The organism is Amycolatopsis oliviviridis, from assembly GCF_014654365.1.
Classification (GTDB): Bacteria; Actinomycetota; Actinomycetes; order Mycobacteriales; family Pseudonocardiaceae; genus Amycolatopsis; species Amycolatopsis oliviviridis.
Window position 1 is genome coordinate 876663 of the sequence record NZ_BNAY01000001.1, and the last position, 19589, is coordinate 896251.

Consider the following 19589-nt stretch of genomic DNA (forward strand, 5'->3'; position numbering starts at 1 on the left):
ATTGCCGCGCACTCGCACAGGCGCGGTGTGTAACCTCCAATCTCGAAATGGCGACCACGACAGACTCCCCGCAGACGCCCTCGTCCGGCTCGCTCGGCGATCGGCTCCGGGTGCCTTCCCGGTTCCCGTACCGCACGATCGCGATGGGGACGATAGGCAGCACGCTGCTGATGCTGGCGGCGCTCGGCGCCGGCGGCATCCTGATCCGTGACCCGATCCTGGGGCACGGACCGTTGTCGTGGATCCGCTACGGCCACGGTCGCATCCTGGCCAACACGATGCTGTACACAGGCTTCGCGCTGATCATCTGGGCCTGGGTCCGGCTCGGCCGGTACGCGCTGGCCGGGCGGATCGGCAGCCGTCCGATCGTGATCGCGGCCGCGTGCTGGATGGCGCCGCTGCTGGTCTCGCCGCCGCTGTTCACCCGCGACGTCTTCTCCTACCTCGCGCAGGGCGCTCAGCTGCTCAACGGCCTCGACCCGTACGCCAACGGCCCGGCCGAGCTGGTCGTGCTGCCGGACGTCGTGCAGAACGTCCACCCGCTGTGGCAGACGACGCCCGCGCCGTACGGTCCGCTGTTCCTGCTGGTCGCGAAGTGGATCGTCGGGATCACCGGCAACGACATGATCGCCGGCGTCATCGCGACCCGCCTGGTGCTGATGATCGGCCTGGTCGGGATGCTGTGGTCCCTGCCGCGGCTGGTCAAGCACCTCGGCGGCAAGCTGCCCATCACCCTGTGGCTCGCCATCGCCAGCCCGATGACGGTGATCCACCTCGTCGGCGGTCCGCACAACGACCTGCTGATGCTGGGCTTCCTCACCATCGGCGTCCTCGCCGCGCTGGAGCGCAAGCACGTCCTCGCGATCGTCCTGGTCACGATCGGCATGCTGATCAAACCCACCGCGGCCTGGGCACTGCCGTTCCTGGTCTGGGTGTGGGCGAACCACCTGCCCGGTGACCGGAAGGTGGTCAACTTCTTCCGCGCGGGCGCGGCGTCGGTCGGGATCTTCCTGCCGGTGTTCGTCGCGGGCACGTGGGTCTCGCTCGGTTCGTTCAACCTCGGCTGGCTGACCGGCCTCAAGGCGCCGACGCTGATCGCGAACTGGATGAACTTCCCGACCGGGATCGGCGAGATCTTCTACTCGCTGGTGAACCTGGTGATCGACGTCGAGGTCTCGCCGTTCGTCACGGTGTTCCGGGCGATCGCGATGGTCGGCCTGTTCGTCTTCGCCGGCTGGCAGTGGTGGCTGGCCCGCGACGGGGGATACCCGGCGATCCACCGGATGGCGATCGTCCTGCTGGCCGGCGCGATCGTCCCGCCGCCCTCGCTGCCGTGGTACCTGACCTGGGGTTTCGTCGTCCTGTCGGCCTTCGAGTGGCGTCGCCGGAACCTGGCTGTCGTCGTCGCGGTCTCGGTGTTCGTGACGCTGGTGTACTACCCGACGGGGGAGCAGGCGCTCTACGACTGGTGGTTCATGGCGGGCGTCGTCGCCGCGAGCGTGTACGCGGCCGCTTCGCTGCTGCGGCCGGATCCGCTGGGGATCATCGCCGCCTGGCGGGGGAAGCCGATGGAGCAGTTCCTGCCCGCCGAGGCCCCTCGCTCCTGACGCTCCTTCGTCCCTTCATGTAGTTGGGGGAGAGGTGTGTGCGTGTGTCATGAAAGGGCCTCGCGAGTGGTGAGGCGAAGGTGGCTCCGCGCCCCACGTGGACTGCCAGAAGCGGGATGAAGGGGACTTTCCCCTTATCTCAAGCGCGGAAGGTCCCCTTCATCCCACTCCTCACCGCATGCACCGGCGCTAAAGGAGCTCGCTCATCAAGGTGTATAACGACCTATACGGCACGGCGAAGGCGCTGTTGCCGCTAAACGGCAACAGCGCCAAAAAAGCTCAGGAAGAACCCCGCCAGCCGCTCCACGCGTGAACCAGCGTGCTCACGACGGCATGGGGCGGCGGCTGGTCCTCGTACTGCGGATACTTCTCCCGCAGCAGCCGCACGGGGAGGGCCTGCTCCTCGGGATCGGTCAGCACCCGGGCGACGCCGTCGGCACGGGCCCACCACAGGCCGGCCCAGTCTTCGTCGTAGCGGTCGGTCAAAAAGCTGACCACGGGGTTCTCGGCGATGTTCTTCAGCCGTCGCAACGCCGTCGTGCTCTTGGGTTTGTGATCGATCGCGAACGCCACCGAATCGCCTTCGACGACGAATGTCACCGGCACCAGGTGAGGCACGCCGTCGATACCGGCCGTCGCCAGCCTCGCGATCCGCTCGCCTTCGAACCGGGACCTGGCTTCCGCAGGCGTCAACCGCATGCCCGCAACGGTACCTAAGTGGCTAGCCGGAACGGCGCACGCGGAGCACGTTGTCCGACCGCGTTCCCTGCTGCCCCTCGGGCCCCGGGAAGTCGCGCGTGATGACGTCCTGCCGGTCCACGGTCCAGTCGCCGTCGGCCAGTTCCAGCGCATCGAGTACCTCGGCGGGCGTCGGGAAGTGGACGTCCTTGTGCGGTGGCTCTTCCATCCAGGTCGGCCAGCCCGCGTGGCCGGCGACGATCAGCGTTCCGCCCGGCGCCACGGCTTCGGTGGCCCGGCGGAGTGCCTTGTCCTGTTCGCCGTCCTCCGCGACGGGGGAGTGGAAGAACTGGGCGGAGACGAGGTCGAAACGTCCCTCCGGGAACGATTTCGCCAGGTCGTGGCGTTCCCAGACGATGCCCTCGGCACCGGCTTCGGCCGCGTGCCCGGCGGCACGCTTCAGCGCGACGTCCGAGATGTCGACGGCGGTGACCTGCCATCCCTGCTGGGTGAGCCAGATCGCGTCGCCGCCTTCGCCGCAGCCGAGATCGAGTGCCCTGCCCGGCGTCAGCGAGTCGACCTCCGCCACCAGGATCGGGTTCGCCTTCCCGCTCCAGACCTGGTCTTTGTCCCGGTAGAAGTCTTCCCAGAACTGCTGTGTGGAATCCATGTCCGAAAGATGCATCGAGGCGGGCAAACCTCGCAAGTTCCGTTGCCGTTATGGCAAAACCTGGAGGGTGCCCGCGTCGGCGTCGAAAGTGGCCCGCGCGCCGAGGGGAATGGTCGGCGACGCCGGGACGTGCCCGAAGCCGAAGTCCCAGGCCATGGGCACCCCGAGCGGGCCGAGCCGGTCGAGCATCAGGGACCGGATCGCCTCCGGATCGCCACAGGAGTCCCACGAACCCAGCACGAATCCCCGGACGCCGTCGAGCCAGCCGGACCGCAGCAACTGGGTCAGCATGCGGTCGATCCGGTACGCGTTCTCAGTGACGTCCTCCAGCAGCACGATCGCGTCGCGCGCCGAACCCTGTTCCGGAGCGCCGAGGCCCGAGGCCAGAAGCGCGAGGTTGCCACCGATGAGCGTGCCGGTCGCGGTGCCCGGGACCAGCGGGGACGACGTCGAGGAGGTGATCGTCCGAACCGCGTCCGGCTCGAACAACGACAGCCGCAGGTGTTCGGCGGCGACCGCGTCGAACAGCGTGGTCGCGGGCAAGGGGGAGAACAGCGTCTCCAGTCCCAAGTGGACGTTCACCGCCCGGTGCAGCGCGGTCACGTCGCTGGACCCGGCGAACGTCTTGGGCCCGGCCGCTTCCAGCGCCGTCCAGTCGACCAGGTCGAGCATTCTCTGCGAGCCGTAACCGCCTCGGGCGGCGAGGACGCAGGTCACCTTCGGGTCCAGCCAGGCTCGCGTGAACTCGGCGGCCCGCGCCTCGTCTGGTGCCGAGAGATAGCCGACGGGAGTCGCACGGACGCACTCGCCGACGTGGACCTCGACGTCCCAGCCGTTCAACACGGACAGGGCCTTCTCGACGAGTTCCGCGGGGACCGGACCCGCCGGGGCGACCAGGGCGATCGTGTCGCCCGGCCGGGTCTTCGGTGGCCTCACCGGCTCAGCGGGAGCTTCGGCACGCCAGGCGTCTCGAAGCCGAGGACCTGGCCGTAGAACGACAACTCCGCTTCGAGGGCGGCGATGATCGTCTCCGCCTTCCGGAAGCCGTGCTGCTCGCCCTCGAACCTCAGATAGGCGTGTTCGATGCCGCGTCCGGCCAGCCCGGCCACGAACCGGTCCGCCTGTTCGGGCGGGCAGATCTCGTCTTCGAGGCCCTGCAGGAACAGCAACGGGCCGGCGAGGGTGTCGGCGTTGTTGATCGGCGACCGATCGCGGTAGCGCTGCGCGGTGTCCGGGAGCGGTCCGATCAGCCCGTCGAGGTAGCGGGACTCGAAGTCGTGCGTCTCGCCGCCGTCGCCGGTCCACTGGCCGAGGTCGAGGATCGGGTACATCACGGTGCCCGCGCGGTAGGTCGTGGTGGTGGTCACCGACGCGGCGGAGGTGTAGCCGCCCGCGCTGCCGCCGCGGATCGCGAGCCTGTCGCCGTCGACGGTGCCTTCGGCGGCGAGCGCTTCGGCGACGGTGACGCAGTCGGCGACGTCGACGACGCCCCACTGCTCCCGCAGCCGTTCACGGTAAGCGCGTCCGTAGCCGGTCGAGCCGCCGTAGTTCACCGTGACGACGGCGATCCCGCGGCTGGTGAAGTAGGCGATCTCGAAATCGAGCACCGCGCTGTCCCGGCCGGTCGGCCCGCCGTGCGGGTACACGAGCAGCGGCGGCCGTTCCCCGTCCGGCGCGGTGAAGCCGGCATTCGCGGGGAGATAGACGAAGGCCGGGATCCGGTCGCCCTCGTCGCTTTTGAAGATCCGCTCCACGGGCGTTGACAGGTAGGCGTGTGACGGTGGCTCGGGCGCTGTCGCCAGTTCGGTCACTGTCCCGTCTTCGAGGCCGACCTTCACGACGGCGCCCTCACGTGCCGGGCCTGCCGCGACGCCGACGACGCCGCCTTCGTGGATGGCGAAACCGTTGGTGGACCAGGTGGTCAGGTCGTCGGCGGCGGCTACCGGCGTCACTTCGCGGGTCGCCTCGTCGAGGACGGCGAGCCTGCCTGACGCGATGACGGCGTATCGGCCGTCTCCGAGAGGGGTGAACCAGCGCGTGCCGAGTTTCCACTGCGGGCCGCCGATCTCCCGCTCGCACGGCGCCAGGTTCGTGACGCCGCCGTCGAGCCCGACGCGATGGAGGTTCCACCAGCCGTCCGGGTCGAGCAGCGCGAGCAGGCTGTCCGCCGACTCCCATTCGACCTGGCAGACGGAGACGTCCACTGCGCCGGCGAGCACGTGGTGGGGTCCGAAGGTGCCGTCCTCGCGGAGCTCGGCGACGCACAGTTCCGTGCCGTCCCACGGCATCGCGGGGTGGTTCCAGCCGATCCACGCCGCCCGCGTGCCGTCGGGGGACAGCTGCGGCGCGGTGAGGAAGTGATGGCTGGCCGTCAGGACCCGTTCCGGGCCGCCGTCGAGGGGGACGGCGATGAGGTCGCGGGCGATGTCGACGCGCCGGGGGCCGGTGCTGCGTTCGCGTACCAGCCACACTTCGCCGGGCTTGCCGGGCCGGAGGTCGCTGTAGCGGATCCCGTGCAGGGTCGCGGGTTCCGGGGTCAGGGGGGTGGTCTCGCCGGTGGTCAGGTCGCGGCGGTAGACGCGCTGATCCGCCCAGTGCGTGAAGACGAGGTCGTCGCCGAGCACGAGCCAGGGGCGGCCGCCGTACTCGTGGACGCGGTTCCGGACGTTCCAAGGGGCGGGAAGGACGTCTTCGGTCGTGCCGTCGGCGCGTGACCGCACGAGGGTGACGCGGCCGCCTTCACCTGTTCTCGCTTCGGCCCACCAAACCTCGTCTCCCGCTGTCGCTAGCCATTGCGCGCTGACTCCCGAGGCCGCGACGTCGGCGGCCGACAGGGGAGACGTCCAGGTGCCGTAAGGGGCGATCTCAACCACAGCTGAAGACTAGGAGTGCCTCTTTGCCCGCGGTGGCGCGGGGCACAGCTGGGAGGAGCGGTTTTGTCGAGCGGTTTCGCCCTCGGCGGAACCGTGGGGCGGCGGATGCCGATCATGGGGTCGTGGCCTAGGGTCAAAGGTGCCATGTCTCGCGTAATCCACGTCTTCCGCCAGCCCGACCGGTTCGTCGCAGGAACCGTCGGTGAGCCCGGCGACCGCACGTTCTACCTCCAGGCGTCCGAGGACGTCCGCACGATCAGTGTGACCATCGAAAAACAGCAGGTCGTGGTCTTGGCCGAAAGGCTCAGCTCGCTGCTGGAAGAGGTCGCCAGCCGGTTCGGCGCGGACGTACCGGACGACGCGCCCGACGAGCTCCTCGACGTCGACCCCTTGACCGTGCCGGTCGAGGAGGAGTTCCGCGTCGGCACGATGGGGCTCGGGTGGGATGCCGACAGCAGCGCCGTCGTCATCGAGCTGCTCGCGATGACGGAAGGCGAGGTGGACGAAACGGTCGTTCTGGACGACACGGAAGAGGGGCCGGACGCCGTCCGTGTCTTCCTGACCCCCGGCGCGGCGCGTGCGTTCGCCGAACGCGCCGATCGGGTGGTCAACGCCGGTCGCAAACCGTGCCCGCTGTGCGCGGAGCCGCTCGACCCGGCGGGCCACATCTGCCCGCGCCAGAACGGGTACCGGCGCGACGTCGACGTCCTCGAGGACTGACGGGGTGTCGGAGACTTCGCGGGAGCTGGTGACGCGCGGCAAGATCGACGTCGAAGGCCGGCTCGTCGACGCCTCCAACGTGACGCTCTTCTGTGCGATCGAACTCGACGGCGTGAGCGGCAACGTCGTGTACAAGCCGGTGTCGGGTGAGCGGCCGCTGTGGGACTTCCCGGACGGGACCCTGGCCGGTCGTGAGGTCGCGACGGCCATGGTCGCCGAGGCTTCCGGGCTCGGCGCGATCCCGCCGACGGTGCTGCGCGACGGGCCGTTCGGGCCCGGCATGGTGCAGCTGTGGATCGAGACGACCGACGAGGAACTGGTCGACGTCCGTTCCCCGGAGAGCCTGCCGGACGACTGGCGTGTCGTGCTGCACGCGCACGATCGCGACGGTGAGCCCGCGGTGCTCGCACACGCGAATCGCCAGGGCATGCGGGAACTGGCCGTGCTCGACATCGTGGTCAACAACACCGACCGCAAGGGCGGCCATGTGCTCGCCGGTGCCGACGGCCGGGTTTACGGAGTGGACCACGGGATCTGCCTGCACACCGATCCGAAGCTGCGGACGGTGCTCTGGGGCTGGATCGGCGAGCGGCTGACCGAGGACGAGGTCGGCAAGCTGCGCGGTCTGCGCGAGCGGCTGGACGGTGAGCTCGGCGATGCGCTGGGCGAGCATCTCACCGGTTTCGAGATCCGGGCGCTGGCCGAACGCACCGAGTCGCTGCTGGCGGAGGGTGTCTTCCCGGAGCCCGGCGACGACTGGCGCGCGATTCCTTGGCCGCTGTTCTGAACGTCATGGACGATCAGGCCCGCGCACGCCTGATCGCTCGCTTCGGTGAGGACGTCGCGACGTGGTGCGACGCCCTGCCCACGCTGGTGGCGCGGCTGGCGGAGCGCTGGGGTCTGACCGTCGTCGACGCGAAGCCGGGCAACACCGGCCGCACTCTGATCTGCGATGGGGACGACGGCGTCAAGAAGGTCCTCAAGCTGACACCGGATCACGCGATCGCCGAGTCCGAGGCGTCCGCGCTGCGGGCGTGGGACGGTTGCTCGCGGGTCGTGCAGGTCTTGGAGACCGAGTTCGCCGACGGAGCGATCCTGCTGGAGGGCATCGATCCCGGCACGCAGCTGATGGAGGCGGGGGCGAACGTCCCCTGGGCCGAGGTCGGCGATCTGCTGACCCAGATCCACGCGGTGACTCCGCCGTCGGGTTTCCCGACCTTGGAAGACCGCGTCGTCTTCATGTACGGGCTCGCCGAGAGTGGTCTGCGTGGCTCGGTGGCCGAGGCGACGTTGTCGTTGGAGATGCTCGATCGCGCGCGCCTGCGTGCGCTCGCCCTCGCGACCGACGGGGGAGGGAACGCGATCGTGCACGGTGACCTGCACCCGGGCAACGTCCTCGACGGCGGGCCGGGCAGGGGAGCGGTCGCCATCGACCCTCGGCCGAGCGTCGGCGACCCGTCGTTCGATCTGGCCGACTGGGTCACGCTGCCGATGCGCGACGGCGGCACGCTCGAAGACGGCTTCGACGCGATCGCCCCGCATCTGCCGGGTTTCGACGCCGAGCGGGTGCGGGCGTGGTGCGTCGCGCTCTCCCCGCTGTTCGTGATGCGCCCGCTCGACCGCGGCGAGCGGACCCCGTTCGTCGAAGCGATGCTGTCGTTCTGTTGGTGAGCCTGAGTCGGCGATCGACGTCGGCAGGGCGGCGGATGGCCGCCTGACCGGCGTGGCGGGCAGACGCCGACCCCGGGCACCGCTAGCGTCGTCGGCCGTGCGCTCTCATTCCTACGACGACGTGCTGTCCGGTCCACGCAAGCGGAAGATCCCCGAGGTTCCCGCCGAACCGGGGCTCGTGGTCGAAGACCCGGCCAGCGGGTACTGCGGAGCCGTGGTGAAGATCGAGTACGGCAACGTGGTCCTCGAGGACCGGCACGGCAAGCACCGCGTTTTCCCGCTGAACCCCGCGGGCTTCCTGCTCGAAGGCAAACCGGTCACGTTGGTGCCTGCCAAGGTCGCTCCGAAGACCCCGGCCCGGCGGATCTCCGCGTCCGGGTCGGTCCAGGTCCAGGGACTCAAGGCCCGGGTCGCGCGCGATTCGCGTATCTGGGTGGAAGGCAAGCATGACGCCGAGCTCGTCGAGCGGGTCTGGGGTCATGACCTGCGGGTCGAGGGTGTGGTGGTGGAACCACTCGATGGGGTGGACGTGCTTTCCGACCGCATCGACGAGTTCGGCACCGGCCCCGGCCGTCGTCTCGGGGTGCTGGTCGACCATCTGGTCGCGGGCAGCAAGGAGTCCCGGATCGTCGACGGGATCCGCGACGAGAACGTGCTGGTCACCGGGCATCCGTACATCGACATCTGGGAGGCCGTGAAGCCGTCGGTCGTCGGCATCCGCGCGTGGCCGAAGATCCCGCGCGGTACGGAATGGAAAGAGGGCGTCTGCGACGCGCTCGGCTGGGGCGAGCCGTGGGAGGGCTGGCAGCGGGTCCTGGCGGCCGTCGGCAGTTACCGGGATCTGGAAACGCCGCTGATCGGAGCGGTGGAGCGGCTCATCGACTTCGTCTCCGACCCGGGCGATGAGTCCTGAATGACCGGTTTGCGCGAGGTCACTCAAGGTCACGCGTCGGTCACGTCGGTTTCGCTTCTTCGGTATGAATCGGCGCGATCTGGGAGCATGAGCGCATGACAGGCGCTCTCATCTGGCTGATCGCCGGCATCCTCTTGATCATCGCCGAGCTGCTCTCGGGTGACCTGTTCCTGCTCATGGTCGGTGCCGGGGCCCTGTTCGGGGCAGGTTCCGCCGCGTTGACCGGGAACCCGTTCATCGACGTCGCGGTGTTCGCCGTCGCGTCCGTCGGGATGCTCGCCCTTGTCCGGCCGACCCTCAAGCGACGGTTCCTCGCGGGACCGGACATCAAGACCAACACCGACGCGCTGATCGGCGCGCGAGCGGTAGTAGTGTCCACAGTGGACGTCGAAGCCGGTCAGGTGAAGCTGGCGGGCGATGTGTGGTCGGCACGGTGCATGACCGCGGGGGAACCGATCGCCCCGGGGACATCGGTGACGGTCGTCGAGATCTCGGGCGCCACCGCGGTCGTTTCGGCCGAGCTGTGAGCCGGATGGCCGCACAGCAACAGGTTTCTACGTAAGGGGAAGGTAGTTGTCAGAGACAGTGGTGTTCATCGTCGTCGGACTGCTCGCGTTGTTCGTGGTCGTCGTGGTGGTCAAGGCGATCATGGTCGTGCCGCAGGCGCAGTCGGCCGTGATCGAACGGCTGGGCCGGTTCCGGACGGTGGCTTCTCCCGGCCTGACGTTTCTGGTGCCCTTCCTGGACAAGGTTCGGGCGCGGATCGACCTCCGCGAGCAGGTCGTCTCGTTCCCGCCCCAGCCCGTGATCACCGAGGACAACCTGACGGTGTCCATCGACACGGTCGTGTACTTCCAGGTCACCGACTCGCGGGCGGCCGTCTACGAGATCTCGAACTACATCGTCGGTGTCGAGCAGCTGACCACCACGACGCTGCGTAACGTCGTCGGTGGCATGAGCCTTGAGCAGACCCTGACCTCGCGTGACTCGATCAACAGCCAGCTGCGCGGCGTGCTCGACGAGGCTACCGGCCGCTGGGGCATCCGCGTCGCCCGTGTCGAGCTGAAGGCGATCGACCCGCCGCCCTCCATCCAGGACTCGATGGAGAAGCAGATGCGCGCCGACCGTGAGAAGCGCGCGATGATCCTGACCGCCGAAGGTCAGCGGGAATCGGCGATCAAGACCGCGGAAGGTCAGAAGCAGAGCCAGATCCTCGCGGCCGAAGGTGCCAAGCAGGCCGCGATCCTGAGCGCGGAGGCCGAGCGGCAGTCGCGGATCCTGCGGGCGCAGGGTGAACGAGCCGCCCGGTACCTGCAGGCGCAGGGCCAGGCGAAGGCGATCGAGAAGGTCTTCGCGGCGATCAAGGCCGGACGTCCCACGCCCGAAGTCCTCGCGTACCAGTACCTGCAGACCCTGCCGCAGATGGCACAGGGCGACGCGAACAAGGTCTGGATGATCCCGAGCGACTACGGCAAGGCCCTGGAAGGCTTCGCCCGCGCGCTCGGCGCCCCCGGCGACGACGGCGTGTTCCGCTACGAGCCGCCGAAGGAAGACCCTGTCGAGAAGCCGGACCTGGAGGACGAAGAGGTCCAGGGCTGGTTCGACACCTCCAGCGACCCGAAGGTCGCCGAGGCCGTCGCGGCCGCGGAAGCCGTGGCGCGCAAGGAGGTTCCGGCGCTCGGTGTCGCGACTCCCCGGCAGGAGCCGCCCGCTCCGCGCAAGGTCCCCAATGTCGCTCCCGAGCCGGAAGCCGCCCCGGAGCCCACGCAGCAGCAGGCCCCGCCGCCTCCGCCCCGGTTGCCGCAGGCCCAGCCGCCCGCCACGCCGCCGGGAGGCCCGTACCAGGGTCCGCCGTCGCAGGGGCCGGGCAGCGGCCCGTTCCCGCAGCAGGGCCCGTTCGGCGGTCCGCAGGGTGGTCCGCCGCCGCAGCGCTGATCCGTCTTGTAAGTACATGAAGGCCCCCTTCCTTGCGCCTATCGCAAGGAAGGGGGCCTTCATGTACTTCGGCAAGGCGTGAAGGCCGAGTTTCCTCGGCTGAGCCGCGCGAAGGGGGCCTTCACGCGGCGCCGCTGTGGCTTAGGCACCAAGACAACCTCGGCCCTAACCCGAATCGCCACTCACGACGCCGAGTATCTCCAGGAACGCCTTCGCCGCCGGAGTGACCGTGAAGCGGTTCCAGACGAGATGCTCGATCCGCGCGGGCGCGTCCGTCACCGGCACGGTGACCACCCCGGTCAGATTCGGCACGTACTTCGACGGCAGCAACGCGACGCCCAGGCTCTGGTGGATGAGCCGCGCCATGAAGTCGGCGGCCGTCACCTCGAAGGCCACCTCACGCGCCACCTTCGCCGCGGCGAAGGCCTGATCCGTCTGGGCCCGCCCCGCCGACCCCGACGGGAAGTCGACGAAAACCTCCGAAGAAAGCCGCTTCAAGTCCACTTCGGACTCTCCGGCGAGTGGATGACCGGGCGCCACCACGGCGATCAGATCGTCACGCCCCAGTTCGCGGGTGCTCACGCCGTCCGGCCGGTCGGACACCGGCAGGCCGAGGAACGCGACTTCGATCGCGCCGTCCTTGACCTGCTCCACCAGCTGCCCGCTCGCCCCGACCCGCAGTCCGATCCGGACGTGCGGGTACCGGTGGCGGAACATCTGCAGCGCGGCCGGGACGTCGACCGCCGCCACGGTCGGGATGACGCCGACCGTGAGCCGTCCGCGGATCTCCCCGACGGCGGCCGCGACCTCCGAGCCCGCCCGCTCGGCGGCGTCGAGACATTGGCGGGCTGCCGGGAGGAACGCCTCGCCCGCGGCGGTGAGCCGAACCCGCCTGCTCGTGCGCTCGAACAGCCGGGCGCCGAGTTCTCGTTCCAGCCGCGCGATCTGGTGGCTCAGCGCCGACTGTACGACAAGGCATCGTTCCGCGGCGCGCGTGAAGCTGTTCGTCTCCGCCACCGCCACGACGTACCGCATCTGCTGAAGCTCCATGAATCCATCTTGAATCACGATGGATCAAGTGACAAACATGTGTTGGACTCATCGATCGTCCGCGGCGAAGCTGAGAAGCGTGAAAACGCTGACGACCACACCACTCGCCGCCGGGCTCGCCGGCACCTCGCTGACCGCGTTCGCTCCTGTGGTCTGGGGAACGACCTACGTGGTCACCACCGAGCTCCTCCCGCCGGGGCATCCGCTGTTCGCCGGGCTCATGCGTGCCCTGCCCGCAGGCCTGATCGCGCTGGCCATCACCCGCACCCTCCCGCGCGGCACCTGGTGGCTGAAAGCGGCCGCGCTCGGCGTTCTCAACATCGGGATGTTCTTCCCCCTGCTGTTCGCCGCGGCCGAACGGCTGCCCGGCGGAGTCGCCGCCACCCTCGGCGCCGCCCAGCCGCTGCTCGTCGCGGTCCTCGCCGTGGCCGTGCTGAGGCAGAGCCCGTCCGCGTGGCGGTTCGCCTGGGGGATCGTCGGGATCGTGGGCGTCGGGCTGGTCGTGATCGGCCCGGCGGCGGGTTTCGACCTCGTCGGGATCCTCGCCGGACTCGGCGGCGCCGCGACCATGGCGCTCGGCGTCACCCTCACCAAACGGTGGGGACGCCCGGCGGAGGTCGGTCCGACGGCGTTCGCCTCGTGGCAGCTCACCGCGGGCGGGTTGTTCCTGGTGCCGGTGACCTTCCTGGTCGAGGGCGCGCCGCCCGCCATCGACCTCGACGCGGCTCTCGGTTACCTCTGGCTCGGCTTGATCGGCGGTCTGCTCGCGTACGTCCTGTGGTTCCGCGGCATCACGTCCCTGCCCGTCACCTCGGTCGCCGTCCTCGGCCTGCTCTCGCCGATGGTCGCCGCGGTGCTCGGTGCCGCGCTGCTCGGCCAGTCGCTCGGCCCGATCCAGCTCGCCGGTTTCGCGCTCGCGCTGGCCTCGATCGTCGCGGGCCAGATCACCCCGAAGACCAAGAAGGAAGGCGTCGTCCGATGAAGATCGCCGTCGTCGGAGCGTCGGGCATGGCAGGCTCCCGTGTCGTCGCCGAAGCCCTTTCCCGCGGGCACCACGTCACCGCCGTCATCCGCCGCACTCCGCCGGCATCACCGCATCCGGCCGTCGACGTCGTGCGCGGCGACGTCACCGACGTCGGTCACATGAGCACGGTCTTCGGGGGAGTCGAAGCCGTCGTGGGCGCGACAAGACCGGCGCCCGGCGCGGAAGACACTGTCGCCGCCACCGTCAGGGCCCTGCTCGACGCCTCAGCGGGCAAGCGAGTCCTGGTCGTCGGCGGCGCCGGGCCGTTGCGCTCGCCGTCCGGCGGGCTCGTCATCGACGACCCGGCGTTCGTGCCGCCGGAGTGGCGGAGCATCGCCTCGGCCAGCACGACACAGCTCCAAGCGTGCGAAGCGCACTCAGGGGATTGGGTCTACCTCAGCCCACCCGCGATGCTCGAACCCGGTGTCCGGACCGGCGCCTACCGCCGGGGGACGACGACCATCCTCACCGCGGCGGACGGATCGTCCCGGATCTCGGCGGAGGATCTCGCCGTCGCCGTCGTGGACGAACTGGAGAATCCGGGCCGGGATCGGCATTTCACCGTTGGGTACTGAACCGCCATTTCAGCTCGGGCGGATCGCCGGGGGAGGGCGTCTCCGGACTGCGTTCGGCCTCGATCTGGATCTCGATGTTGGTCTTGTGCGAGATCGGGTCCCAGATCTCCTCGATCGGCGCCAGCAGGGATTGGCTCACCCCGCGGCTCCGGGCTCGCACGGCGTACCACGCGAACCCGGCCAGGAAGAGGGGAAGGCTGAGGAACGCCGCCACGGGGGCCAGGAACTCCATGGACCGGACGATACAGTAACGTCGTGTTTCCAGAAACGTACTGTTACTGAATTGGCGGGCGATGACCAGGCTGACGCGGGCCGAACAGCAGCGGCGCACCCACGAGCACCTGCTGGACGCCGGGCGCCAGGTCTTCCTGCGGCGCGGTTTCCTGGCGGCGACGGTCGAGGAGATCGCGGCCGACGCCGGGTACACGCGAGGCGCCGTCTACAAGCACTTCGGCGGCAAGGAAGGACTATGGCTCGCGATCATCGGGTCCGACGCGGACGGTCATCTCCAGGGGCTGCGTGAAGCGCTCGCCCGTGCCGCCACGCGTGAAGAGGTGATCGCGGCGCTGAATCCCGTCGACGTGGCGGACAAGGACGCGGCGAAATGGGCCGCGGCGGCGGCCGAGGTGCTCGCCGCGACGGCGCAGCAGCCCGAGACGGCCACCCTGGTCGCCGCCATCCAGCGACGTCACGACGACGAAGTGGCGGCTCTGCTCTCCGAGCATTCCCGGCGTTTGGGTCTCGAACCCGCGTTGCCCCTGGATCAGGTCGTCGTCATGCTCGGGGCCCTGGGGATCGGGCTCGCTCTGCGGCAGACGGTCGCCCCCGCGGCGGATCCCGCCGCCATCCTCACCCACGTGCTGGAAACCGTGTTCCCGCCCGAGGCAACGTAAAGAACGGAGCGGACGTACTCCCGGTGAAGATCAGGGGAGGGTTCGATGCACACGTATCCGTTGAAAGAGGGCGAAGAAGTGCTGTGGACCGGAGCGCCGCAACGCCCGCGGAAGTGGTTTCCGGAGTACGCGCAGATGATCGAGTTGGTCGGGGTGGTCGTCGTCCTCTCCGTCTTGTGGGGCGGAGGGCCGATCTGGGCCCCGTTCGTCGGTCTGTTCAGCGGCTTCCTTGTCTTTCTCTATCAGCGCATGACCGACCGGCGGTCGCGGGAGAACGCCCTCTCGTACCTGGTCACCACCCAGCGGATCATTTTCGTCGCGAACTGGCACAGCGGCACGGAGTTCCGTTGGATCTGGTTCCAGTACATCCGGTTCCGGCCCTCGGTCAAGGCTGACGAGACGGGCGTCGGCACGATCAAATACGGAAAAGCGTGGCATCGCTTCCGGTTCAGGAACGAGGAACTTCGCGGTGCCTGGGCGCCGCCGGCGCTGGAGCTGCGGGCGATCAAGGACGCCCGGCGTGTGGCGGATCTCATCGAGCAGGGGCGAAACAGACTGATCGGCACCTACACTCAGGCGCCGTGATCGATTCCTTCACCACCGCCGACCTCGTCGACGAACACGGCGACAAGCTGCGCGTCTGCGACACCCAGTTCCGTCAGTTCGGCGGGCACCGGAAGTTCTCGGGTCCGATCCGGACGGTCTCCTGTCACGAGGACAACGGCCTGGTCAAGAAGCTGCTGGCCACTCCTGGTGAAGGTGCGGTCCTGGTGGTCGACGGCGGCGGCTCGCTGCACAGCGCGCTCACCGGCGACATGATCGCGAAATCCGCCGTCGCCAACGGCTGGGCGGGCGTGGTCGTCCACGGCGCCGTGCGCGACAGCGCCGAGCTCGCCGGACTCCCGCTCGGCGTGAAGGCGCTCGGCACCAACCCGCGCAAGAGTTCCAAGGCGGGCGTCGGCGCTGTCGACGTCCCGGTCGGTTTCGGGGGAGTGACCTTCACTCCCGGCGACACTCTCTACTCCGATGACGACGGCGTCGTGATCCTTCCCGCCGCCACCGCCTGAGCCCGATCAGACGACGATGACCCGCCGCCCGCGGGTGTGCCCGGCGTGGCTGTCGACGTGCGCTGCGGCCGCGTCGGTGAGCGAATAGGACTTCTCGACCGGGATGTGCAGCTTCCCCCGCGAGATGAGGGCGACGGCCTCGGCCAGTGCGTCCGGCACGCTCCCGGCGACGCCGGAGAAGCGGACGCCGAACTCGGGGGCGCCGAGATCGGCGATGGTGAGTACCTTCGCCGGATCCCCGGTCAGCTCGACGAGCTCTCCGATCACGCCTGACCCCGCCAGGTCGAGAGCCGCGTCGATCTGGCCGAGCCGCCGGACCCGCTCCACCCAGCCTTCGCCATAGGTCGTGGCGATGGCGCCCAGGCCGCGCAGGTAGTCCTGGTTCGCGGCGCCGGCCGTGCCGATCACCGTGATGCCGCGTTCGCGGGCGATCTGCAGCACGGCCGATCCGACCCCGCCGGACGCGCCGCTGACCAGCAGTGTCTGGCCGGGCCGCACGCCGACTTCGCGGATGACGCGCAGCGCGGTCTCGACCACGGACGGGTATCCGGCCGCCTCTTCGAACGACAGGCCCTCGGGCATCTTGGCCCAGGCCGACAGCACGGCGAACTCGGCGTAAGTACTAGAACCCTCACCGAAAACCGAGTCCCCGACCTCGACGCCGGTGACGCCCTCGCCGACCTCGTCCACCATCCCGGCGGCGTCCAGGCCCACCCCGGACGGCAACACGGTCGGATGAGCACCCAGGACCTGACCCTCGCGGACCCGCCAGTCGACCGGGTTCACGCCTGCCGCTCGTACCGAGATGCGCACCTGTCCCGGTCCCGCGTGGGGATCTTCGGCGTCGACCAGCTGGAGGACTTCCGGACCGCCGAACTCGGTAAAGATCACTTTCTTCATGCGACCGACCGTAGCACTAACGGTTAGTGTTTTGAAACCGTTGTTGTTTTGGATCTGATAGCGTCGCCGCATGACCGCACCGCCCGGACGTCGCGAGCGCAAGAAGGCCGCGACGCGCCAGAAGATCGCCGACACCGCACTGCGGCTCTTCCTGGAGCGCGGATACGACGAGGTGGGTATCCGAGAGGTGGCCGCGGAAGCAGACGTCGCCGTCACCACGCTGTTCTCCCACTTCGCCTCGAAAGAGGCCTTGGTGTTCGAGCAGGACGCGGACTTCGAGCAAGGTCTCACGCGGGCGGTCACCGAAAGGGCTCCGCACGAGCCGCTCATCCCGGCGCTGCGTAGTGAGATCCACGCGATGGTGCGGCACTGCACCGCGGACGGCGCGGCCCCGATCTTCCGCATGATCGACGAATCGCCCGCGCTGCGGGACTACGAGGACTCGATGAGGCTGCGCCACGCGGAATCGCTGGCGACGGCCATCGCCGCCGATCCCGATCTGGCGCGGTCCGCGACGGCCTGCCGCACGATCGCGAGGTTCGTCATCGACGCCTATTCGCTGGGCCGCGAGGCGGCCGATCCGGCGGCCGCGGTGGACGAGATCTTCCGGATGATCGAGGCGGCCTGGGAAGCCGCCTGACACCGATCACTTGCGGGCGACGAGCCGTTCCACCAGCCCGAGTTTGAACCGCTCCCGGCGTTCCACGATCAGGCCGAGGCCGTCGATCTTGTCGAGCGGGCGCCGGAGGAAGTGTTCGCCGGCCATCGGCACGGTGATCTTCTCGGCGAGCCATTGCAGGCCGCGGACCACGCGAGACGAACTCGCGATGTGGTCGAGCAGGATGAGCGTGCCGCCGGGCCGGAGGACCCGCGCCATTTCGCGCAACGCCTTGCCGTCGTCGGGGATGGCGCAGAGTCCGAGGGTGCAGACCACGGTGTCGAACGAGTCGGCGTCGAAGGGCAGGTCGTGCGCGTCGGCCTGTTTCAGTGTCACCGGATGACCGAGGCGTTCGGCGCGACCGCGGGCGATGGTGAGCATGCCCTCGCTGAGGTCGATGCCGGTGAGCGCGACGCCGTCGGGATAGAGCGGCAGGTTCAGGCCGGTCCCGACGGCGACCTCGAGGACGTCACCGGTGGCCTGACCGCACGCCCACGCCCGGGAATCCCCGAAGAGTTTCCGGTCGAGGAACTGCATCTCCCGGTCGTAGTTCGGGGATTTGCCGTCCCAGTAACGGTTCCAGCGCACTGTCCGGTTCATGGTGCTCCCTTCAGCAGCAGTGCTCACCGCGCCAGGCCTCGCGGCCTTCCTTGATCGCGACGGCGGCGATGACGAGCGCGACCAGTGGATCCGCCCAGTACCAGCCGAAGAGGCTGTTGAGCAGCAACCCGACGAGCAGCACACCGGAAAGATAGGTGCAGAGCAAGGTCTGCTTCGAATCGGCGACCGCGCTCGCGGAGCCGAGCTCGCGTCCGGCGCGACGCTGGGCCTGTGACAGGAAAGGCATCACGAGCAGCGAGACCGCCGCCAGCACGATGCCGATGGTCGAATGCTCGGCCGGATCGGCGCCGAAGAGGGTCCGCACCGACTCGACGGTGACATAGGCGGCCAGCGCGAAGAAGGACACCGCGATCACCTTGAGCGCGGTGCGCTCGCGGGCTTCCGGGTCCTTTCCGGAGAACTGCCAGGCGACGGCCGCGGCGGACGCGACCTCGATGACCGAGTCCAGGCCGAAGCCGATCAGGGCGGTCGAGGAGGCGACGGTGCCCGCGGAAATGGCGATGACCGCTTCGATGACGTTGTAGGTGATCGTCGCGGCGACCAGGAGCCGGACCCGGCGTGACAGCACGGCGCGGCGATCTGAGTCCACAGTGGACTCCGCGGGCTTCGCGGTGCAGCAACCGTCCGTGCAGGAACCACTCTCGACGCTCATCGGCGCACCTCGATCCCGGCATCGTCCACACAGGGCTCGGCGGTATCGACCGCGAGTACGACCTGGACCAGTTCCCGTAGCGCGCGGGCCAGATGCGCGTCCGCCAGCGCGTAGTGGACCTGCCTGCCTTCGTAAGTGGCCACGACCAGCCCGCAGCCGCGCAGACAGGCCAGGTGGTTGGACACGTTGGAGCGACTCAAGCCGAGTTGCTCCGCCACCTGGCCGGGATAGCTCACTCCGTCGAGCAGGGCGACCAGGATGCGGCACCGGTTCGGGTCCGCGAGCGCGCGGCCCAGCCGGGCGAGAGCGGCACCCTGGGTCTCACATGTCAGCACCGACAGAACAGTACAGCTGTCAGTGAACAATACGCAAGGTGCCAGTTCCGCGGGACAGAACATGCCTGGCGGAGGCAGGACACCGTCGAGCAGGTACGCGTTCCCGAGGCCGCGCAGACACGAGTTGCCCAGCAGGTAGGCGGCGTGGCCGTCGCCATGCCGAACCGACCGCCCCCGCGGGAACTGCCGGGCGACATGTTCGGCCCCGAGGTGGCCGGTGTTGTTGTCCAGTTCTCCGATCTTCACCCGGTTCCGGCGACTCGACGTGGTGCTCACCGACATCCGTATGCCCGGAATGGACGGGATCGGCGCCATCCGGCGGCTGCGCGAGCCCGCCGTGGTCGCGATGACCACGTTCGTCGAAGCGGTGCGACTCGCCCACGCCGGCCAGGGCCTGATCGACCCTTTGGTCACCCGGCGCCTCGTGACCAGGTTCGCCAACGTGTCACCGCGCCGGTGCAGGCGGTGATCCGGGCGCACAAGTACGGACTGGTCACCTGGGACGACTGACACGACGGAGTGTCCGGACGCGACCCTCTGTTTCGTCGCTGTCTGTCAAGCCGCTGTCGAACACGGATGCCGCGGTGACCCGAACGAGTCCGATCTGCCCACTCCAACGGCCGCATCGCGCGCACGGCGAGGAATACCGGCGCGGTCCGGCGTAACACCTCAGAACAATCGCTGGACCGATTGTGTGCGGGTATCAAGGCGTCGGGTAATGGTGGCGAATACGGTCCCAGGTAATGG

The 19589-nt window shown here is 69.1% G+C and carries 24 protein-coding genes and 1 pseudogene; 14 read left to right on the plus strand and 11 right to left on the minus strand.

Annotated features, from left to right (window positions below; translation table 11 throughout):
- The first annotated feature begins 47 nt into the window (after window positions 1–47).
- Window positions 48–1607: a polyprenol phosphomannose-dependent alpha 1,6 mannosyltransferase MptB gene (gene mptB, locus IE302_RS03630; RefSeq protein ID WP_191251676.1), complete on the plus strand. Its 1560-nt coding sequence runs from the start codon at window positions 48–50 to the stop codon at window positions 1605–1607.
- A gap of 279 nt (window positions 1608–1886) precedes the next feature.
- Here mptB and IE302_RS03635 read toward each other — a convergent pair whose 3' ends face one another.
- Genes IE302_RS03635 through IE302_RS03650 form a run of 4 tightly spaced genes read right to left on the minus strand, consistent with a single transcriptional unit; the run spans window position 1887 to window position 5828 of the window.
- A complete protein-coding gene (locus IE302_RS03635) occupies window positions 1887–2306 on the minus strand; it encodes a TIGR03668 family PPOX class F420-dependent oxidoreductase (RefSeq protein ID WP_191251678.1) in 420 nt (139 codons plus the stop codon).
- A gap of 22 nt (window positions 2307–2328) precedes the next feature.
- Complete coding sequence (locus tag IE302_RS03640; RefSeq protein WP_191251681.1) at window positions 2329–2955, minus strand: class I SAM-dependent methyltransferase; 627 nt, start codon at window positions 2953–2955, stop codon at window positions 2329–2331.
- Between the two features lie 48 nt (window positions 2956–3003).
- Window positions 3004–3891 (minus strand): S66 peptidase family protein, encoded by an 888-nt coding sequence (locus IE302_RS03645; RefSeq protein WP_191251683.1) that lies wholly within the window; start codon window positions 3889–3891, stop codon window positions 3004–3006.
- On the minus strand, window positions 3888–5828 hold the full coding sequence (locus IE302_RS03650) for a S9 family peptidase (protein WP_191251685.1): 1941 nt from the start codon (window positions 5826–5828) through the stop codon (window positions 3888–3890). Before IE302_RS03650 ends, IE302_RS03645 begins: the two co-directional genes overlap by 4 nt.
- Before the next feature lie 144 nt (window positions 5829–5972).
- Here IE302_RS03650 and IE302_RS03655 point away from each other — a divergent pair, with 144 nt between their 5' ends.
- The 6 genes from IE302_RS03655 to IE302_RS03680 all read left to right on the plus strand — a co-directional run bounded on the left by IE302_RS03655 (window position 5973) and on the right by IE302_RS03680 (window position 11067).
- Window positions 5973–6548, plus strand: a complete 576-nt coding sequence (locus tag IE302_RS03655) for a DUF3090 domain-containing protein (protein WP_016334235.1) — start codon at window positions 5973–5975, stop codon at window positions 6546–6548.
- 4 nt (window positions 6549–6552) lie between these two features.
- Entirely contained in the window at window positions 6553–7335 is a 783-nt protein-coding gene (locus tag IE302_RS03660; protein WP_191251686.1) for an SCO1664 family protein, read from the plus strand.
- Window positions 7320–8219, plus strand: coding sequence for an aminoglycoside phosphotransferase family protein (locus tag IE302_RS03665; RefSeq protein WP_191251688.1), 900 nt, complete (start codon window positions 7320–7322; stop codon window positions 8217–8219). Before IE302_RS03660 ends, IE302_RS03665 begins: the two co-directional genes overlap by 16 nt.
- Before the next feature lie 97 nt (window positions 8220–8316).
- Window positions 8317–9132, plus strand: coding sequence for a DUF3097 domain-containing protein (locus IE302_RS03670; protein ID WP_191251690.1), 816 nt, complete (start codon window positions 8317–8319; stop codon window positions 9130–9132).
- A gap of 95 nt (window positions 9133–9227) precedes the next feature.
- Window positions 9228–9659: an NfeD family protein gene (locus IE302_RS03675; RefSeq protein ID WP_005151060.1), complete on the plus strand. Its 432-nt coding sequence runs from the start codon at window positions 9228–9230 to the stop codon at window positions 9657–9659.
- 58 nt (window positions 9660–9717) lie between these two features.
- Window positions 9718–11067 (plus strand): SPFH domain-containing protein, encoded by a 1350-nt coding sequence (locus IE302_RS03680; RefSeq protein WP_191253072.1) that lies wholly within the window; start codon window positions 9718–9720, stop codon window positions 11065–11067.
- A 165-nt stretch (window positions 11068–11232) separates the two neighbouring features.
- Here IE302_RS03680 and IE302_RS03685 read toward each other — a convergent pair whose 3' ends face one another.
- A complete protein-coding gene (locus IE302_RS03685; RefSeq protein WP_191251692.1) occupies window positions 11233–12117 on the minus strand; it encodes a LysR family transcriptional regulator in 885 nt (294 codons plus the stop codon).
- 79 nt (window positions 12118–12196) lie between these two features.
- Between IE302_RS03685 and IE302_RS03690 the strand changes: the two genes are divergently transcribed.
- Entirely contained in the window at window positions 12197–13099 is a 903-nt protein-coding gene (locus IE302_RS03690; protein WP_191251694.1) for an EamA family transporter, read from the plus strand.
- Complete coding sequence (locus tag IE302_RS03695) at window positions 13096–13716, plus strand: NAD(P)-dependent oxidoreductase (RefSeq protein ID WP_191251696.1); 621 nt, start codon at window positions 13096–13098, stop codon at window positions 13714–13716. The genes IE302_RS03690 and IE302_RS03695 overlap by 4 nt, the downstream gene beginning before the upstream one ends.
- Here IE302_RS03695 and IE302_RS03700 read toward each other — a convergent pair.
- Window positions 13700–13948: a hypothetical protein gene (locus IE302_RS03700; RefSeq protein ID WP_191253178.1), complete on the minus strand. Its 249-nt coding sequence runs from the start codon at window positions 13946–13948 to the stop codon at window positions 13700–13702. The genes IE302_RS03695 and IE302_RS03700 overlap by 17 nt on opposite strands.
- Window positions 13949–14009: 61 nt before the next feature.
- Here IE302_RS03700 and IE302_RS03705 point away from each other — a divergent pair, with 61 nt between their 5' ends.
- The 3 genes from IE302_RS03705 to rraA all read left to right on the plus strand — a co-directional run bounded on the left by IE302_RS03705 (window position 14010) and on the right by rraA (window position 15676).
- On the plus strand, window positions 14010–14609 hold the full coding sequence (locus IE302_RS03705; protein WP_191251698.1) for a TetR/AcrR family transcriptional regulator: 600 nt from the start codon (window positions 14010–14012) through the stop codon (window positions 14607–14609).
- A 153-nt stretch (window positions 14610–14762) separates the two neighbouring features.
- Window positions 14763–15194: a hypothetical protein gene (locus tag IE302_RS03710; RefSeq protein ID WP_229907570.1), complete on the plus strand. Its 432-nt coding sequence runs from the start codon at window positions 14763–14765 to the stop codon at window positions 15192–15194.
- Window positions 15191–15676 (plus strand): ribonuclease E activity regulator RraA, encoded by a 486-nt coding sequence (rraA, locus tag IE302_RS03715; protein WP_191251700.1) that lies wholly within the window; start codon window positions 15191–15193, stop codon window positions 15674–15676. The genes IE302_RS03710 and rraA overlap by 4 nt, the downstream gene beginning before the upstream one ends.
- A 6-nt stretch (window positions 15677–15682) precedes the next feature.
- On the opposite strand, the gene IE302_RS03720 is transcribed toward rraA, so the two are convergent.
- Window positions 15683–16576, minus strand: coding sequence for an NADP-dependent oxidoreductase (locus IE302_RS03720; protein ID WP_191251702.1), 894 nt, complete (start codon window positions 16574–16576; stop codon window positions 15683–15685).
- Window positions 16577–16646: 70 nt separating this feature from the next.
- On the opposite strand from IE302_RS03720, the gene IE302_RS03725 reads away from it, so the two are divergent.
- A complete protein-coding gene (locus IE302_RS03725; RefSeq protein WP_191251703.1) occupies window positions 16647–17216 on the plus strand; it encodes a TetR/AcrR family transcriptional regulator in 570 nt (189 codons plus the stop codon).
- 6 nt (window positions 17217–17222) lie between these two features.
- On the opposite strand, the gene IE302_RS03730 is transcribed toward IE302_RS03725, so the two are convergent.
- From IE302_RS03730 to IE302_RS43225, 4 genes and pseudogenes are all read right to left on the minus strand, one after another.
- Complete coding sequence (locus tag IE302_RS03730) at window positions 17223–17834, minus strand: class I SAM-dependent methyltransferase (RefSeq protein WP_191251705.1); 612 nt, start codon at window positions 17832–17834, stop codon at window positions 17223–17225.
- Window positions 17835–17844: 10 nt separating this feature from the next.
- Entirely contained in the window at window positions 17845–18507 is a 663-nt protein-coding gene (locus IE302_RS03735) for a cation efflux transmembrane domain-containing protein (protein ID WP_191251707.1), read from the minus strand.
- Window positions 18504–18842 carry a Cd(II)/Pb(II)-sensing metalloregulatory transcriptional regulator CmtR gene (gene cmtR / locus IE302_RS42635; protein ID WP_229907571.1) on the minus strand — a complete coding sequence of 113 codons (339 nt, stop codon included), beginning with the start codon at window positions 18840–18842 and terminating at the stop codon, window positions 18504–18506. Before cmtR ends, IE302_RS03735 begins: the two co-directional genes overlap by 4 nt.
- 114 nt (window positions 18843–18956) lie before the next feature.
- Window positions 18957–19157 (minus strand): annotated as a pseudogene (locus IE302_RS43225) (alpha/beta hydrolase family protein); the annotation flags it as partial.
- On the opposite strand from IE302_RS43225, the gene IE302_RS03745 reads away from it, so the two are divergent.
- Window positions 19066–19311, plus strand: a complete 246-nt coding sequence (locus IE302_RS03745; protein ID WP_191251711.1) for a response regulator — start codon at window positions 19066–19068, stop codon at window positions 19309–19311. The pseudogene IE302_RS43225 and the gene IE302_RS03745 sit on opposite strands and share 92 nt — an antisense overlap.
- Window positions 19312–19589: the final 278 nt, after the last annotated feature.